This is a genomic window from Bradyrhizobium sp. SPXBL-04 (assembly GCF_051853035.1).
Taxonomy (GTDB): Bacteria; Pseudomonadota; Alphaproteobacteria; order Rhizobiales; family Xanthobacteraceae; genus Bradyrhizobium; species Bradyrhizobium zhanjiangense.
In genome coordinates, this window is sequence record NZ_CP182472.1 from 1,623,105 (window position 1) to 1,639,203 (window position 16,099).

General features: G+C 62.0%; 16 protein-coding genes and 1 pseudogene. 13 read left to right on the plus strand and 4 right to left on the minus strand.

From position 1 onward, the window contains the following. The first annotated feature begins 135 nt into the window (after positions 1-135). From ACNJX8_RS07645 to ACNJX8_RS07660, 4 genes are all read left to right on the plus strand, one after another. Positions 136-1,068, plus strand: a complete 933-nt coding sequence (locus ACNJX8_RS07645; protein WP_439360119.1) for a Ku protein — start codon at positions 136-138, stop codon at positions 1,066-1,068. Positions 1,069-1,484: 416 nt separating this feature from the next. Continuing rightward, complete coding sequence (locus ACNJX8_RS07650) at positions 1,485-1,685, plus strand: hypothetical protein (protein WP_439360120.1); 201 nt, start codon at positions 1,485-1,487, stop codon at positions 1,683-1,685. Positions 1,686-1,698: 13 nt separating this feature from the next. Beyond that, positions 1,699-2,115, plus strand: coding sequence for a hypothetical protein (locus tag ACNJX8_RS07655; RefSeq protein ID WP_439360121.1), 417 nt, complete (start codon positions 1,699-1,701; stop codon positions 2,113-2,115). Positions 2,116-2,453: 338 nt separating this feature from the next. Next, a complete protein-coding gene (locus tag ACNJX8_RS07660) occupies positions 2,454-3,278 on the plus strand; it encodes a ribonuclease HII (protein WP_439360122.1) in 825 nt (274 codons plus the stop codon). Positions 3,279-3,306: 28 nt separating this feature from the next. Here ACNJX8_RS07660 and ligD (ACNJX8_RS07665) read toward each other — a convergent pair whose 3' ends face one another. Next, positions 3,307-4,254, minus strand: a complete 948-nt coding sequence (gene ligD / locus ACNJX8_RS07665; RefSeq protein ID WP_439360123.1) for a non-homologous end-joining DNA ligase — start codon at positions 4,252-4,254, stop codon at positions 3,307-3,309. Positions 4,255-4,396: 142 nt separating this feature from the next. Here ligD (ACNJX8_RS07665) and ACNJX8_RS07670 point away from each other — a divergent pair, with 142 nt between their 5' ends. Then, positions 4,397-5,014: a cell envelope biogenesis protein TolA gene (locus tag ACNJX8_RS07670; RefSeq protein ID WP_439360124.1), complete on the plus strand. Its 618-nt coding sequence runs from the start codon at positions 4,397-4,399 to the stop codon at positions 5,012-5,014. Between the two features lie 55 nt (positions 5,015-5,069). Here ACNJX8_RS07670 and ACNJX8_RS07675 read toward each other — a convergent pair whose 3' ends face one another. Beyond that, on the minus strand, positions 5,070-5,237 hold the full coding sequence (locus ACNJX8_RS07675; RefSeq protein WP_439360125.1) for a hypothetical protein: 168 nt from the start codon (positions 5,235-5,237) through the stop codon (positions 5,070-5,072). Beyond that, entirely contained in the window at positions 5,237-6,157 is a 921-nt protein-coding gene (gene ligD / locus ACNJX8_RS07680) for a non-homologous end-joining DNA ligase (protein ID WP_439360126.1), read from the minus strand. Before ligD (ACNJX8_RS07680) ends, ACNJX8_RS07675 begins: the two co-directional genes overlap by 1 nt. Before the next feature lie 105 nt (positions 6,158-6,262). On the opposite strand from ligD (ACNJX8_RS07680), the gene ACNJX8_RS07685 reads away from it, so the two are divergent. Further along, a complete protein-coding gene (locus ACNJX8_RS07685) occupies positions 6,263-6,451 on the plus strand; it encodes a DUF3606 domain-containing protein (protein WP_439360127.1) in 189 nt (62 codons plus the stop codon). Positions 6,452-6,476: 25 nt separating this feature from the next. Here the strand turns inward: ACNJX8_RS07685 and ACNJX8_RS07690 are convergent, their stop codons facing one another. Continuing rightward, positions 6,477-6,755 carry a hypothetical protein gene (locus ACNJX8_RS07690; RefSeq protein ID WP_439360128.1) on the minus strand — a complete coding sequence of 93 codons (279 nt, stop codon included), beginning with the start codon at positions 6,753-6,755 and terminating at the stop codon, positions 6,477-6,479. 1,396 nt (positions 6,756-8,151) lie between these two features. On the opposite strand from ACNJX8_RS07690, the gene ACNJX8_RS07695 reads away from it, so the two are divergent. The 7 genes and pseudogenes from ACNJX8_RS07695 (at position 8,152) to ACNJX8_RS07725 (ending at position 15,994) form a co-directional block, all read left to right on the plus strand. Next, positions 8,152-9,114, plus strand: a complete 963-nt coding sequence (locus ACNJX8_RS07695; RefSeq protein WP_439360129.1) for an ArdC family protein — start codon at positions 8,152-8,154, stop codon at positions 9,112-9,114. A 96-nt stretch (positions 9,115-9,210) separates the two neighbouring features. After that, positions 9,211-9,570, plus strand: a pseudogene (locus ACNJX8_RS07700) (ParB/Srx family N-terminal domain-containing protein); the annotation flags it as partial. A 378-nt stretch (positions 9,571-9,948) separates the two neighbouring features. Further along, positions 9,949-11,106: a tyrosine-type recombinase/integrase gene (locus ACNJX8_RS07705; protein ID WP_439360130.1), complete on the plus strand. Its 1,158-nt coding sequence runs from the start codon at positions 9,949-9,951 to the stop codon at positions 11,104-11,106. Beyond that, the gene (locus ACNJX8_RS07710) at positions 11,096-12,907 is read left to right on the plus strand and encodes a phage integrase SAM-like domain-containing protein (protein WP_439360131.1); all 1,812 of its coding nucleotides are present in this window, start codon (positions 11,096-11,098) and stop codon (positions 12,905-12,907) included. Before ACNJX8_RS07705 ends, ACNJX8_RS07710 begins: the two co-directional genes overlap by 11 nt. A gap of 3 nt (positions 12,908-12,910) precedes the next feature. After that, on the plus strand, positions 12,911-14,785 hold the full coding sequence (locus ACNJX8_RS07715; RefSeq protein WP_439362068.1) for an integrase: 1,875 nt from the start codon (positions 12,911-12,913) through the stop codon (positions 14,783-14,785). Continuing rightward, positions 14,775-15,257, plus strand: a complete 483-nt coding sequence (locus ACNJX8_RS07720) for a hypothetical protein (protein ID WP_439360132.1) — start codon at positions 14,775-14,777, stop codon at positions 15,255-15,257. Before ACNJX8_RS07715 ends, ACNJX8_RS07720 begins: the two co-directional genes overlap by 11 nt. 86 nt (positions 15,258-15,343) lie before the next feature. Then, the gene (locus ACNJX8_RS07725; protein WP_439361833.1) at positions 15,344-15,994 is read left to right on the plus strand and encodes a plasmid pRiA4b ORF-3 family protein; all 651 of its coding nucleotides are present in this window, start codon (positions 15,344-15,346) and stop codon (positions 15,992-15,994) included. The last annotated feature ends 105 nt before the right edge of the window (positions 15,995-16,099 follow it).

Consider the following 16,099-nt stretch of genomic DNA (forward strand, 5'->3'; position numbering starts at 1 on the left):
GAACATAACAAGAACAAATGTCGAGTCCGACGAGGCAGCCGCCGTGAAAAATCCTCCTTTCGGGCGGGTAGCGATGTCGGAACCAAGCCGGTTGGTTCGTCTTGAATCCGGCATCTGTAATGGAGTTCCCCCGCGATGGCCCCCCGCGCCAACTGGAAAGGCTTCCTGCGTCTCTCCCTCGTCACCTGTCCGGTCGCGCTCTATCCGGCCACCTCGGAATCCGAAAAGGTCTCGTTCAACCAGCTGAACCGAAAGACCGGCCATCGGATCAAGTATGCGAAGGTCGACGCCGACACTGGCGAGGAGGTCGACAACGAGGACATCGTCAAGGGCTACAAGGTTGATACCGATACCTTCATCGAGGTGACCAAGGAGGAGCTTGAGAATGTCGCGCTGGAATCGACGCGAACCATCGAAATCGACGAGTTCGTCGACCGCAGCGAGATCGATCCGCGATATCTCATTCGCCCCTACTATCTGCGTCCTGACGGTAAAGTTGGGCACGATGCCTTCGCCGTCATTCGGGAAACCATCCGCGAGATGAACAAGGTCGCAATCGGCCGTGTGGTGCTGACCAACCGCGAGCACATCATCGCGCTCGAGCCTCTCGATAAGGGACTGATGGGCACGCTGCTGCGCTACCCCTACGAAGTCCGTCCCGCGGATGAATATTTCGACGACATTCAGGATGTCAAAGTTACCAAGGACATGCTTGATCTCGCCAAGCACATCGTCAATCAGAAGGCTGGCCATTTCGAGCCGGACAAGTTCGAAGACCAGTACGAAACCGCCCTCATCGATCTCATCAATCAGAAGCGCGCCGGCAAACCCATCACCGCGAAAGCGCGTCCTCGCGGTGAGAATGTCGTGGACCTGATGGATGCTCTGCGTAAGAGCATCGGACGAGAGGCAGCGGGCCCGACAGAGGCGCCGAAGAAGCCGGCCAAGAAGCCGCGCAAGGCGGCCGCTGGGCAGAGGGAAATGCTGATGCCGATCACCGGCAAAAAGGCGGCGAAGGAGGGCGCGGCCAAGAAGCCGGCTGCAAAGCCGCAGCGAAAGTCGGCCTAGCCTATCGTGAAGCACCGGTCACGCCAGACGGTCACTCCTTCGTCATCCGCGGCAGGCTCTGGCGGATGGTAAATCCCATCTCGACGAGGTCGCGTGAGACTATCGCGCTGACCGGCAGAAAGGCAACAGCCGCGAGGCCGAACCCATAGAGCCGTCGACCTCGCGATTTGCAATGAGAGGGACACTTTGCGCGCTGCAGGCCGCGCCACTGCGGAAGTTTGCGCTGGGGAGAGTGTTTGGGCAGCGTCGTCTTTCAGCCCAATCAGTTCGGTTTTGGGGGCCTCGGCCAGAGAGGCGATCCATTAGGGGCGAGACGCAGTTATGGGTGCAGTGCACCGTCCGCAAAGTTTAACATGCTTGAATCCCCAAGCGGGCGAAACCGCGCTAGGATTAGATTTTCCCTTAGGGGGCAGCTTATGTTCGACTCGGCAACCACCGCGCTTTTGCGCGCGGTTCTCGATGAAGTCTGTGAAAGCGTCTCGCACCGCGAGATCGGGGCACGTACCCACGTCGCGTCGAAAATCCTAGAGGCTGCGACGAGAGGCGAGATTTCTCCCGAAGGTCTCAAACAGATTGGTCGCGACGCCCTCTCGCACGCGCCGACGATGTGGCGCTGATCGCGGGGCGGGCGTGAACTTTCAAGTCACCGTCCTGAAGATTTTGGTAGCTTATCCGGACGGCTTTGCCGTGATGGAGGACCTCAAGAGGGATATGGCCATCCTGGCAACGAGTGGCCGCGACTGGGCGGACCGGACCAGGCGCCTCGCGGCCAGAGTGCCCGACCTCGACATCTTCTCACAAGGATTGGTCGAACGGATAAGCGGAGGATGGAAGATCACGTCCAAAGGACGGGCGTTGCTCGAATTGATGGAAGCGCGGCCGACGGCCTTGGCAAGGGCCGAGGCGCCTCCAGTTCTGGAGACGAGTGCGACCTCGCCGGCGCCTGTTCCTCCGCTGCGGCAGCCCGCCGATCGTGCCAAGCGACGGCGCGAAAGACGTGAACGCCGGCGCGAGGCGCGCGAACGGGCAAGAGCAAACGCGTCTTGAGGTAGCGACTGAGGGAAGAGAAATCCGCCAAATGGGAGCAGCGGTTTGATAGTCCCGGACTGTCGATTTGCCTCCCCAGCCCCAAGCGTACCGCCGTTACCTTGTTTGCGGCCATGCCGGCCCCGATCTACTCGGGACGGCGACTGAGCACGGGTCCTTCTACCGAGCCGGCGAGCGACAATATAGCGAGGAAATGGAGGCCGAACCCGCGCGGGAGAGCTGGCCGGGTTCCTTTTGAAAGGGCGTTGCGCGGTCGGTGAGGCTGTATAGCTACTTCAGACAACCGCCATAAAGTTCACTGACATGCTCCCCAACAGTCAATCTTCACGAAGGCCGTAATGTCCCAGTACTCACTCGATGTATTGCGTCAGCGCTATGTCGTCGAGAAAAGACCGCTCGAGGCCAGCGTCGAGCTGATCTTGCGGGCCGACACCCGCGCCGGAGCGCGTGCCATCCTGGCTTCAATCGATAAACGCCGCTTCGAAAATAGGTCGGAAGGGCAGCGCCTCCGCAAGATGCTCCGCTTCGAGACCTCTCTGTGGGAAACAGGCCATCATGCCGTGGCAGGCGTGGATGAGGCCGGAATGAGCCCTCTCGCCGGGCCGGTCTCCGCTGGCGCCGTGATCCTGAAACCGGGCACGCGGATAGTCGGAATCGACGACTCGAAAAAACTCGACGCCGCGGCTCGCGAAGAACTCGCGAAGGAGATCAAGGAAAAGGCTGGGAGTTGGTGTGTGGCGTTCGTCGAGGTCGAGGAGATCGACGCCATCAACATCTATTGGGCAGGCATCCAGGCTATGCAACGTGCGGTCCGGGGGCTGGGATTGACGCCGCAACACTTGCTGATCGATGCGAAACGGCTGAAGGAAATCGACATCCCTCAGCAGGCCATCATCAAAGGCGACGCCAAGTCCGCCAGCATCGCGGCCGCCTCCATCCTCGCGAAAGTCGAGCGCGACAGGATCATGCGGACGCTCGACGTGCGACACCCCGGCTATGGCTTCGCGGATCACAAGGGCTACCCGGTGCCGGCTCATTATGACGCGCTCGCCAGGCTCGGCGCATGCGCAGCTCACCGGCGGTCGTTCGGACCGGTACGTAAGGCTCTCGGGTTGCCGCCCTTGCCGCCATGGCCTTCGGCATCCGAGCGCGAAGCCGGCTGAACAGGCCGCACGCTCCGTTTGGCGGGCGCTATTTTCGCGACCAGTTCTTTTCACATACGACGTCCTTCGCGTTTTTGTCGGAGCGCAGGCCGAGATAGACCGGCTGGCGCAGCTCGCCGTTGCTGGTCCACTCCGCGAACTTCACCTCTGCGACGAGCGAAGGACGGACCCAGGTCGTGACCTGCTCATCCTTCACCTTGGCGGGAAAGGGCGATTTGGCCGTCTTGAGCTTCAGGAGCTTGCCGTGAAGCTGTTCGAGAACCTGGTGGCTGAAGCCGGTGCCGACGTGGCCGATATACCGCCATCCATCATCTTCGCGCACCGCTAGGACGAGGGCGCCGAAGAAGGGCCGGGTTCGCCTCGGCGCCGTGAAGCCGGCGATCACCACCTCCTGCCGCTGCGCGGTTTTCACCTTCAGCCAGTCGGCGGTCCGGCGCCCGGACGCGTAAGAGCTGTCGGCGCGCTTGGCCATGATGCCTTCGAGATGCCTTCGCTCGGCTTCTGCGAAGAACTTTGTTCCGCTGCCTTTGCGATGCTTGCTGAACGAGATCAGCTTATGGCGGGGCAGAATGGCCTTGAGTCGCTTCTTGCGCTCGAGGAGCGGCAGCGCTCGCAGGTCCTCGCCGTCAGCAAACATGAGATCGAACGCGCAGTACAGAAGCTTGGCCTCATGGCGCAGGGCGTTCTGGAGCAATTGGAAATGGGATACGCCGTCTTTGCCGATCGCGACGAGCTCGCCATCGATCACGGCATCCGCCTTCACGCCCTCTAGCGCTTTCGCGACCTCGATATAGCTGCGGCTGATGATCTTGCCGTTGCGGCTGTAGAGCGCAACCTTGCCTCGCCGGATTTCCGCAATCATGCGGAAGCCGTCGTACTTGTCCTCGAAAGCCCAACCAGGGTCGTCGAACGGCGCGTCGGTGAGCGTAGCGAGCATCGGCTGCAGGCGTTTGGGCAGGGTCGACGTCCGGCTCATTCGAGACCAATCCTTAAGAGCACGTTGCGAAATGCATGGACGTCCTTCAAGGATTAGGGAACGCTTCGGGGCCGCGTCATGTTCCGCGGGCTCCGTGGCGTGCGTGACGTTGAGGCTCGATGGAGGAGGGCGGATCAGACCGATGGCGAGAAAACTGAAAACCTACCAGACTTCGCTGGGCTTCTTCGATCTGGCGATCGCCGCCCCCTCGATGAAAGCGGCCCTCGATGCCTGGGGCGCCAACAGCAATCTCTTCCACCAGGGCGCGGCGAAGGAAAGCGACGATCCGGACGTCATCGCTGCGGCCATGAAGAAGCCGGGCGTCGTTCTCAGGCGCCCGGTCGGATCCAACCGAACCTTCAGCGAGCAAGCCGAACTGCCCTCCCATCTCAGCGGGGACAGACGATCGACGAACGCCCCGCGCCAATCGAAGGGCCAAATTGCGAAGAAGCCTTCCTCCCGTCCCGTCGACAAGACGGCCGAGCGGAAGGCTGCGCTTGCATACGAACGAGAGGAGAAGCGCCGGGAGAGTGAACGGGCGAGGGAAGAGGCCGCTAGGCAGAAAGAGCGTGATCGCCGTCAGCAGGTCGTCGACAAGGCGCAGGCTGCGCTGGACAAGGCGGAGCAGGAGCACGCGAAGCGGGCCGCCGCCATCCAGGCCGAGGTTGAGGCCCTCGCGAAGAGATCGCAAACCGAAGACGATCGCTGGAATAAGGAGAGGGAGCGATTGGAAGCTGCGCTGCGGCGTGCGCGGAGTTAGTTTCTTGGCAGTTCTTGCTCGGCACCGAGGGAATGCAAAGGGTTGCCGTCGGCGATCATCGTTCGGGGTCTGGTGCGCGCGCCGCGGCTCGGTTCACCGCGGTGCGGTCCCCTCGGTCCTCGGGAGCGAGCTCCATGACCGCTCGATGCAGCTCGGCCGGGATCGTCAGCGGACTTTCCAGGGGCTTGTTCGCCCATTGCCAGAAGCGATCGAACGCATCCATCACAGATCCTCCCGCAGGCCCCGGAAGAAGGGGTGGCGAACCTTTCCCTCGGCCGACTTCGCGCGATATTCTATCTCCGCCAGAAGCTTGGGTTCGACCCAGATGCCCTTGTGAGCGATGCGCTTGGTATAAGGCTGGGTCTTCCGGATGAGGGGTTTAAGCCGTTTCTGCAGATCGGCGGCCGAGACCTTGTCGAAGCCGCGGTCGACTTTACCGGCGTAGACCAGGTCGTCGCCCTTGCGCCGGCCGACGTAGATGCCGTCCCACTTCGTCCCATCGAGTGCGAAGCCGGCAATGGTCAACGTCTCACGCTGTACGCAGGTCTTTTTGACCCAGTCATTCGTGCGTCCCGTTGGATAGGCGCTGCCCCGGACCTTCGAGACCACGCCTTCGAGGCCGAGCTTGCAGGCGTGCGCGAACATCTCGCGGCCGTCAATCTCGAAACTTTCGCTGAACTGGATGTCGGTGCCGCCCAGAATCCTCTTGAGTTCGCCTTTGCGCTGAAAGAGCGGAAGCTTGCGGATATCTCGGCCGTTCAGATAGAGCAGATCGAACGCGACGAGCACGATGCTCTTCGACTTGCCCTTGAGCTCGTTCTGCAGAACCGAGAAGTCGGTCGTGCCGTCGGCGGCAGGTACCACGATCTCGCCGTCCAGCACGGCCGAGCTCGCCTTGATCCGCCAGGCATCATGAGCGACCTTCTTGAAGCGATGCGTCCAATCATGGCCACGCCGGGTGAAGATCTTCGCCGTCTCGTTGGCGAGATGGACTTGGACGCGGTAGCCGTCGAACTTGATTTCGTGAATCCAGCGCTCCCCGGATGGCACCTTCTCGGTCGAGGTGGCCAGGGCCGGTTCGATGAAGCCGGGGAAGGGCGCATTGACGCCGATAGCCGCCGGCCTTTTACGCTGAAACGCCACTGATGAACTCCACGCTACAGGCGATTCAAATTGGCACAGTTCGAATCGTTCCGGAACCGGCGAATCCTTGTTGCGTTGCCTCGACGCCACGAACAGGAGGTATCCATGGCGGCAGCGAAGAAATCGAAGACGTCCCGCGGACGCAAGCAGGACCGGGCACGGGTGGCCGGCGGGCAGGACTACGAAGTGCAGTACGAGGCGAAGAAGACGGGAAAGTCGGCGCCGGCGGTGAAGAAGGCTGTCAAAAAGGTCGGCAATACGCGGAAGCGGGTGGAAAGGCGGCTAGGCCGCTGAGTAGAAGACGGGTTGGCATCGGTGCTTAGCGTCGGTCCTCCTCGTCAAGAGGGCATTCTGGGCAGGTATCACCAATCGAGTCCAGCACGTCGCGAACCGCGGCCTCCGCTGCGTCACGGGATACGTCTGCTGGCGGATCCTGACGGGCGATGTCGAAGGCGCGCTCTCGCGCATGCGGATCGGCGCGGTCCTGCATCCAACCGTGCTCCTCGCACTCCCGGATGGCGCCGGCTTCGTTCAGCACGTTGATCGCCCAACCGCGCAGGGTGCGGATCGCCGGCGGTCTCTGCTTGGTCATCAGCATTAAAGGGACCTCCCACGCTGAGACGAATCGTTTAGTCCCACAGACGTTCCCCATCGCTAACACACGACTGGGATTCGGGATCGTGGGATCTCGTGGTTTTTCGAAGGCTGAATTTTCAGCTTGGCGAGGTGCTAGGGTGGGCAAGAACGGAACTGAAGAAATCATTTTTCCAATACTTCAGACGTCCGAGCTCAGGTGGTTGCTCCTTGTCCGTTTAGCGCGTGCGGCTGTCGCCGCACCAGGCTCTCGTGGACCGAGCCGCGCAGCGTCTCGGCCTTGCGGCTTCGATCCCTCGCGCACGAGCAAATCACGCCCTCGCTGGGCAGAAACGAAAAACCAGACCTTTATGCAGCAGCCACCTGCACAAAGGTCCGGCCTTATCTTAGCGTGCCGCGACACCGAACGGCTGCAAAGGACGCTTCATATCCTTTGGGAAGGTCTCGTTTCATCCGGGTTGCGACCCGGAGGCGGCAATAGATCAGCAGCCGATACGACTACTTCTTCTTTGAAGTCTTCTTTGCAACCTTCTTGGTGGCTGCCTTCGCGGTCTTCTTTGCCTTCTTCGCTTTCTTGGCCATGTCGTCCTCTGTAAGAATTGGCTCTCAGTGAACATGCCCACGCCGTGCATAGACATGCGCACGAGTGAGACGATATCACAAAAGCAAAATTGATACCAAGGAGACGTAAATCCGCATTGAGTCGCTCGCCGGAGGCACTCGCTCTCGGGTCCCGCCGTCATTGCATTCCGGCGTCGCTGCCCTTCGGGTCGGGTGCCTTTTTAACCGGTCTCGCGACTGCACTCGGTCCCGGGTCCCGCCGCTACGCGTCGGCGCTATGCTGACCCTCCTGCGGGTGCCTCTTAGCCGGGTCTCGTGACCCTTAGTGGCCTCCGCTTCGCTCCGCCCACAGGCCTCTCTTCCATAATTGTGAGACTCTGTGAAAACGTCGGGCGGTTCTCGTATCATTGCCTGCATCACGTTCGCTCAGGTTTTGGCGCGTGCGGCCAGGGCCGCACCGGGCTCTCGTGAACCGAGCCGCGCAGCGTCTCGGCCTTGCGGCTTTGATCCCTCGCGCTAGAGCTTTGGGTGCTCCTCGCCGGGGGCACTCGGGAAAGGGGCTCGCCTGCGGCGATCGCTATCACTGCCCCGTTCCCGGGTGCCGCTATTGAACCGGTCTCGTCGCTGCACTCGGACCCGCGTGCCCCTTCGGGTCGCTATGCTCACGCTCTCCGGGTGCCATTTTCCGTTGCGGCGATGCGCCCTTGGGCGCACGCCTGATCGCGAATGAGGCCCTCGGTAGATGGCGCAAGGGCTGAGAGTAAGAGTGCAGGCTGGTTTTTCCGTGACGGGTTAGAAGTTGCGAGAGAGGCTCGCGGCGCCCGTCGCGGAGACCCGCGATGTCAAACACTACTGCTCGCGCGCGCGCCGGCCAGGACCGGGCAACCCTCTATAACGAAATTACCGACAAGATCATTGCCGAGCTTGAGGCCGGACGCGTCCCCTGGGTTCAGCCCTGGGGTACGTCCGCGGCGAAAGCGCCGCTGGCCATGCCGAAAAATGCGTCGACCAAGCGGCAATACAGTGGCGTGAACATCCTCATTCTCTGGGGAGCCGTGATCGAACGCGGATTCACCGGGCAAAGCTGGCTCACTTTCCGCCAGGCGCTCTCGCTTGGTGGTCACGTTCGCAAAGGAGAGCGCGGCACCACTGTTGTCTATGCAGATCGTTTCGTGCCGAATGACGAAAAACGACGCGCCGCTGAAACTGGCGAAGACGTGCAGGCGATTCCATTCCTCAAACGATTTACCGTTTTCAATGTCGATCAGTGCGCAGATCTGCCTGACGAGATTGCCACCGCTGCGCCGCCACCCCCGGCTGGCCTCATCGAACCCACGGTGAACGCCCTGATCAAGGCCAGCGGAATTCCATTTCGGATCGGCGGGGATCGTGCATTCTATGCAACCGCCGAAGACTACGTGCAGGTCCCGCCGCCGCAGGCCTATTTCGAACCCATCAACTGGCACCGCACGGCCTTGCATGAACTCGGTCATGCGACCGGGCATTCATCGCGTCTGAACCGCGACCAGAGCGGATCCTACGGTACGAAAAAATACGCCTTCGAAGAACTGGTCGCCGAGTTGAGTTCCGCGTTCAGCTGCGCGTCGCTCGGGATCGTCCCGACCGTACGCCATGCCGACTATATCGGCTCCTGGCTCGAAGTCCTGCGCGAAGACAATCGCGCCATCGTGCGTGCCGCCTCGCAGGCGAGCAAGGCCGCGGAGTATTTGCTCGGCTTCGTTCCCGGGTCCATTGAGCCCCCGTCGCTGGATTCGGCTGTCGCCGATCACGAGGCGGCGTGATGCTCGGCCTCGCGCGAGAGTGAGAGGAGGGGGGCTGTTCGCGACGGGTTGGAAGCCGAGAGAGAGTCTCACGGCCGCCCGTCGTGGAGAGCCAAAATGACGAAAGCCGTACAAAAGATCACGCTGTCGCCTTCCCGGGACATTCCGTTCAACAAGCTCGTGCTTAGCCAGTCGAACGTTCGCCGCGTCAAGGCCGGTGTCTCGATCGAACAGCTAGCCGAGAGCATCGCGCAGCGTACGCTTCTGCAAAGTCTGAGTGTCCGGGCCGTCGTTGATGCAGATGGCAACGAGACCGGCATGTTCGAGGTGCCGGCGGGCGGCAGGCGCTATCGTGCCCTCAAGCTTCTGGTGAAACAGAAACGCATGTCAAAGACGCAGGCGGTGCCGTGCGTTGTGCGTCAAGGGGGCATCGCCCCGGACGATTCGGTGGCGGAGAACGATGAGCGGGTCGGTCTGTTAGGTTCTGTGTCGCAACTGTCCTCTTAGAGTCTTAGGTCCGTCATGGGAATCGATGACCTTAGCGGGGCGTTTCGAGGGAGGCACACAGACGTCCGAGTCAAGCGTTCCCGCAGCGTAAGCGAGGACAACGCTTGACGCGGCGGCGACACCACAAACTAGTCAAATGGTTGCAGGCGAAGTCCTGCAACCCTGCCACGTGGCGAACGGGAGAGCGCGAGGGGAACCCCTCGCATTCAAAGAGAAGAGGGCGCCGCAGGCGCTCCGCTTAGATAACAGCTGGCTCGAGAAACTGTCTCTTTGTTGCTGATGGAAGGGCTTACGCCCTTCAGGATGTCGTTTGCCGTTTGGAAAGGTCGTGAGCAAAGAGGACAGATCGTGGTGCGGATCATCAGGGCTGCGATGGGGTATGCTGCAATCCCGGTGGACTTTCCGATCTTGGTGTCGGAACGGATGGCGATCATCGAGCCCGTGTTCGCTTGGCTGATGGAGCTGGCCACGATACCCGGCCGCAGCCACGCGGCGGAAACAGTCAGAACCTACGGCGAGCATCTTCACGACTGGTTTGACAGCCTGGAGCAGTCCAATCTCGTCTGGCACAGCGTGAGCGAGGCCGAGATTGCGGCCTGGCGCAATCGCATGCTGTCGCAGCCGAGCCCGCATACGAAACGGCCCTACGCGCGCTCGACGGTGAACGATCGGGTCCGCACGGTCTGTCGGTTCTATGCGTGGGCGCAAGGCCGCGGTTGGATCGAGAGCCTGCCGTTCCACTTCGTCGATGTGCGGGTGGGCACCGGCCGGCGACAATCGTTCCTGGCGCATGTCGATCCGCGTCCAGATGCCATGGCGGCGAACATCCTGACGGTAGCCGAGCACGAGCGCTTGCCGAGACCGTTGCGTGTCGACCAATTGCGTCGCGTCTTTGCGCATCTGGATATGCCCTATCGCCTGATGGCGGAATGGGCGCTGGCGACGGGGCTGCGGCGCAAAGAGCTTTGTGGCTTAGCTGTATTCCAGGTCCCGGAGACAGCGCATCTGGATGACGAGGATCATCCGCTGGTCGGCGTTCCGCTGACGATCACCAAGGGTGACAAGCCGCGCACGATCTACCCGCCGATCCGCTTGGTCGACCGCACGCAGCGCTACATCGACGAGGTTCGCACGCCGCAGGTCCGGGCGTTGCGTCGAGCGAGGCCCGACTATCGGCCGCCTTCGACTCTGTTCCTCAACACTCAGGGAAATCTGGTCAGCAAGTCGCGATTGACGGCGGTGTTTGCCGAGGCGTTCCGCGCGGCTGGCGTGACCGGAACATTGCATTACCTGAGGCATACATTTGCGATGACGATGCTGGTGCGATTGCAGCGTCAGGCAGCGACCACGCCCGATCTGAACCCGCTGAAGATCGTGCAGGTTCTGCTGGGGCACAGTTCGATCCAGAGCACGGCGATCTACCTGCGCTGCGTCGAGCTGAATGCGCGGGACCTCGCCGACAGCATCGACTATCTCTATGGCGAGCTGATCCCCGATGGCCGTTAAACGCGAGCGCATCGACCGGAGGCTGTCGGCTGCGGCGCCGATCGTTCTGGATCAGCCAGCCGATACCATCGTCGTCTTCCGCGACGGCTGGGGCGAGGTTGTGAAACGCTACGATCTCGGCAGGCTCGGTTTGCCGTCGGACATTGCAATGCTTCTGGCCGATTCCTTCCGCCATCATCATGCCGCCTCAAGCCAGGAGACGCAGCGCCATTGCTGGATGGCGTTGCAGGTGTTCGCGCGCTTTGTGGGCGAGGACGACCAGATCTTGTCCGCTTCTGATCTGACCACTGCCATGGTCGGGCGCTACATCGCATGGCTGGATCGACAGATCGCGGAGCAGACGAATAAGCCATGGTCAAAGAACTCGCGAGCAAATGTGCTGATGCAGCTTCGCCAGATGATCGACTGGACCAAGCGGCGGCATCCCTCCCGGCTGCTGTCGCGGATCGACTTCCCCTGGCGGGTCTGGCCGAACCGCATTGCCGATACACGGCCGCGCCTCGGCGGAGGGGACCTCAAGGCGATCCTGCGCGAGTGCTATGAGGAGATCGACGAGGCATGGGATCGCTTCGAAGCAGGGCGGAAGATCATTGGGGCGCGCGGGCCGGTTGATGGCGTCGATCCCGAGCTTTGCGAGCTGATCCGGGCCTTTGCAGTCGTGGGTGACGGTGTCCTGCCGTCGCGCACGGAAGCGATCCGCAGCGGCATCAACATATCGGCGGCGAACCGCCATGGCGGGCTTCGTCATCTTGCCGGCTACATGCACCTGACCGGCGAGACGGTCGTCGCGTTCTTCATCGCCATTGCGATCCAAACGGCGGGCAATCCGGATGCACTGCGGCTCATCACGCGCGATTGCCAGGTGGCACATCCGCTCGACGAGCATCGTATCATCGTCGAGTGGGCCAAGCCTCGGGCCGGCGCCAAAGTGAAGCGCGCGCAAAGGCGATCGTTCGACCGCCGTCGCCGCTACGCGGCGCCGAATCTGATCGACAGGTTGCTGGCGATGACGGCGCCGCTCGTAGCCCAAGCCAGCCGGCAGGAACGAAACCGCTTGTTCCTGGTGAAGAGCGAGAAGAAGAATACGGTCACGCTGATTGCGGAGGCGACCTTGGCGCACGCCCTGAAGCCGTTCATCAAACGCTCCAATGCCCGGATCGCCATCTGGAACAAGGCTGCACCGGAGCGCGCACGTCAGCTCTTGCCGGACTTTGCCGCCGTTTTGCTGCGCGGCAGCGTCGCCACCGAATATTACAAGGCGTCTGGCGGCGACATCGTCGCGACACAGGATATGCTCAACCATGCCCGCGCCGACACGACCGAGCTTTACGTCAAGGGGCCGCAGACGCACCGCATCCAGCGCGAGACCATCGCCCGATCGCAGGAGCTGATGCTCGGCTGGATCGTCGGCGCGAAGGGGAACGGCGAGGATCGGGCGCAGCGCGACCAGATTGCGCTGGCGAGCAATGCGACGGTTCCGTTCAGTCATGGTTGCCTCAACCCGGTCGCGGGCACAGCAGCAGGCTCGATAGCAGGTCGGGTCTGCCGGCACTTCGGCGGATGTCTGCGCTGCCCGGGACTGGTCATACCGATCAATGTGGAGCACATGGCGCGCATCCTTCAGGCGATCGGCGAACTGGAGCGGGCGCGTGAACGCATTGATCCGCGTCGCTTCGAGCTCCTGTATGCGCCGAGCCTGCGCATCTTGGTCGACGACATCCTGCCGGACTTCCCGCAAACACTGCGAGGTGATGCCAATCAACGAATGCTGGCCCTCGCACCGCTTCCGCCGTTGGAGTGAGCGATGACGGCTTCCATGGCGTTCCCTCTTCCCGCCGAAGCACGTGCGCCGCTTCGGATCTCGACACGCTCGGTGTGGTTGGATCGGGTCTGGCATCTCGACGGTCGGCGCCCTGGCAGCAACCGAGCTGACTTCTCACTCGACTGGGGCTTTGTCCTTGCCGACGACAGTCGGTTCAGTGATCCGCGATGGGCCGACTGGCGAGAGGCGGCGAAGCTGTTCGTGTGGAGCCTGAAACTCGACCCGCCTCCTGGATACCGCAACGCTCATGAATCGACGATCGTCTCCGTCTTCAGTAGGTTGCGGATGCTGATCCGCTGGATGGCGGCGCAGGGATATCGGTGCTTTGCCGATCTCGACCACGACGCCTGCGACCGGTTTATGACGGTGATGGCGCAGCGTCCGGGCCACAAACCGGGCAAGCCGCTGAAGAGCACGACGCTGCAAAACCACGCCAATCTGCTGACGCGCCTTTATCTGCAGGGAGCAAAGTTCCCGGAAGTGGCGATCGCTGATCCATTCCCGGGGATCGCGCCGCGGTTCGTTCGCCACGACCGGGGCTGGCTGCCCTATACGCCGGACGCGATCGCTGTACCCCTGGTCTCGGCGGCGCTGCGGCTGATCGGGACCCCGGCCGACGACGTCATTGCTCTGCAGGCCCAGGCGCAGTCCGTCTACGACCATGCGCTCGCTAGCGGGATCAGCCAGACGAAGGCCGGCTTCATCGTGACCGACGCGATCGCGCCGTTCACCTTCGCGACACTGCCTGGGGAGGAAACTGCCTGGCACGAGGCACCCGTCACCAGCACCAAGCAGGTGCGCTATCTCGCCGATCGCATTTACGACGCCTGCTTTGTGGTGGTCAGCTATCTTGTCGGCGCCCGTCTCTCGGAGATCCTCGGCCTTCAGATCGGCTGTGTCCAGCAGCATCCTGCCGGCGACGGCAGCGAGAGCTTCGCCTATCTCGTCGGGCGGATTTACAAGACGGCGCGTAGCATAGATGGCGAAGCCCATCGCTGGGTTGCGCCGGCCCCCGTCGAGCGGGCTGTCGTGGTCATGGAGCGGCTGACCGCCCGCCTGCGAGCCCAAAGCGGACGAGACGATCTCTTCCTGACGATGGCCAGTACCGGGCTGGTCGGTCCTGCCGCCCGCATTGACCTCCCCGTCGGCTCCACGATTATAAGGCGGCTGAATGATCAGTTTGCGCCGTTCATCGGTCTGCCGGACCACGAGGGCGAGCCCCGGCATCTGAACACGCATCAGGGCCGAAAAACCTTCGCCCGCTTCGTCGGCAAGCGCGACCGCACTGGCCTGCATGCGCTTCAGGCCCACTTCGGTCATGTGACCCGGGCCATGACCGATCGCGGCTATGTCGGGACCGACTTCGCCCTCAACGACCTGATTGACCGGCATGCTCAGGAAGAAACCCGCGCTGCTCTAGAAGAGGTACTGACGGCAACCGCCCTCGCGGGCAAGGGCGGCAGGATGATTGCCGCGCGCTCCCAGTTCCGCGGGCGCACGCGCGACGGCGATGTCCAGGCCTATGTCTCCTTCCTGATGGAGGAGACTGATCTGCGGCTCGGTGTTTGTGACTGGGGCTATTGTGTCTACCGCGTCGAAACGGCCGCCTGCTTCGGCGATGAGAAAGGCCCCAACCCCGTGCTGAGGACCGAAAGCACGTGTCTCACCTGCGCCAACTTCGCCGTCACCGCCAAGCACAGGCCTGTCTGGCAGGCCCGCCGTGAGCGCAATGCCGATCTTCTCGGCCATCCTGACCTGGATCCAGTCAGCCGGCAACTCGCTCAGACGCGGATTGCCGAATGCGATCGCATCCTTGACGAGCTCGACCATGGAAAGGATGCCCGCCATGGCGCGTAAGACCGGCAAAATGCCGGCCCTCACGCCTGCCGAAAAACGCCTGCGCAACACCCACTGCAAGCTGCGGGAGGCGTTGGAGCGCCTGGTGAAGGGGCTGCCCACACACCCGGACCTGCAAAAGCGAACCTACCGCCTGACCATTGCGACGCTTGCACGCGAGGCGCGTGTCGGTCGTAACGCCATCTACACCAACCATCGCTCGATGATCGATGAGTTGCGTCGCGCCTGCGATCGCAAGATCGTCCCCGAAAGGTTGGCGGCGTGGGAAGACAAACTCGCCCAGCAGCGCACTCTGATCCAGGTCTTGCAGATCGAAGAGCGGCGCATGGTGACGGAAAATGCCGTACTGCTGAAGCGTATCCTCGAAGCCGAAACGGAGATTGAGCGGCAGAAGCACCATAATGCCCGCCTGATCGCCGAACGTGATCGCGCCGTGAAACCAGTGCCCCTCCCGCGCGGGCCAAAATCCTGACGTCATCTATGATTGCCGGTTTGTGTCGCCGCGTTCGCTGAGGATATTTGTCGCTCTACCCATTGCCTGCGACAATCATGCGCGGCATGGTTTGCCGCATGCTCGACCCCTTCGATCCAGACAGCTTCATCGTGCGCGCCGACGTTCATATCCTCGGTATCGAGCCCAAGATCAGCCGCACCCTCGAACTGCCAATAACTCTCAACCTTGCTCAACTCCACGAGGTTCTGCAGGCCGCCTTCGGCTGGACCGACAGCCATCTGCATCAGTTCAATATCGGCGGTCTTATCTACGGAGCTCCAGAGTTCGACGAGGACGGTCTGTCCGACAGCCGCATCTTCGAGGCGACGGAGGTCAGGATGATCGACCTTCACTTACCCCACGATCCCAGCGAAAGCCCTCTCACGATCCTCTACAAATACGACTTTGGCGATAATTGGCGTCATCTGCTGCGCCTGGAGCGCGTCGCGCGCGAGGAGAGTGCCCAATATCCTCGCTGTATCGCCGCCGCACGGTCAGGACCTCCCGAAGACGCTGGTGGGCCTTCAGGCTATGCCAACTTCCTCGAGGCCTGGCTCGACCCCGACCATGAAGAACACAAAGCCATGCATGAATGGGCTGGCCGTAAGTTCCACCCGGAGTCCTGCAATCTCGACGACATCAACAAGGCTATCGCCAAAGCACTGCACGCATCAAAGGGCGACTATCGCTTCCGTCGAGAAAGCCATCGTGGTTGAAAACAACCGGCTGCGCTTCAGCGCCAAAGATACACCTAAAATGCACGGCGCAGCCGAAACGATCAAAGAATCAACGCCATCCAACTAACAGGACACTTGACGCAT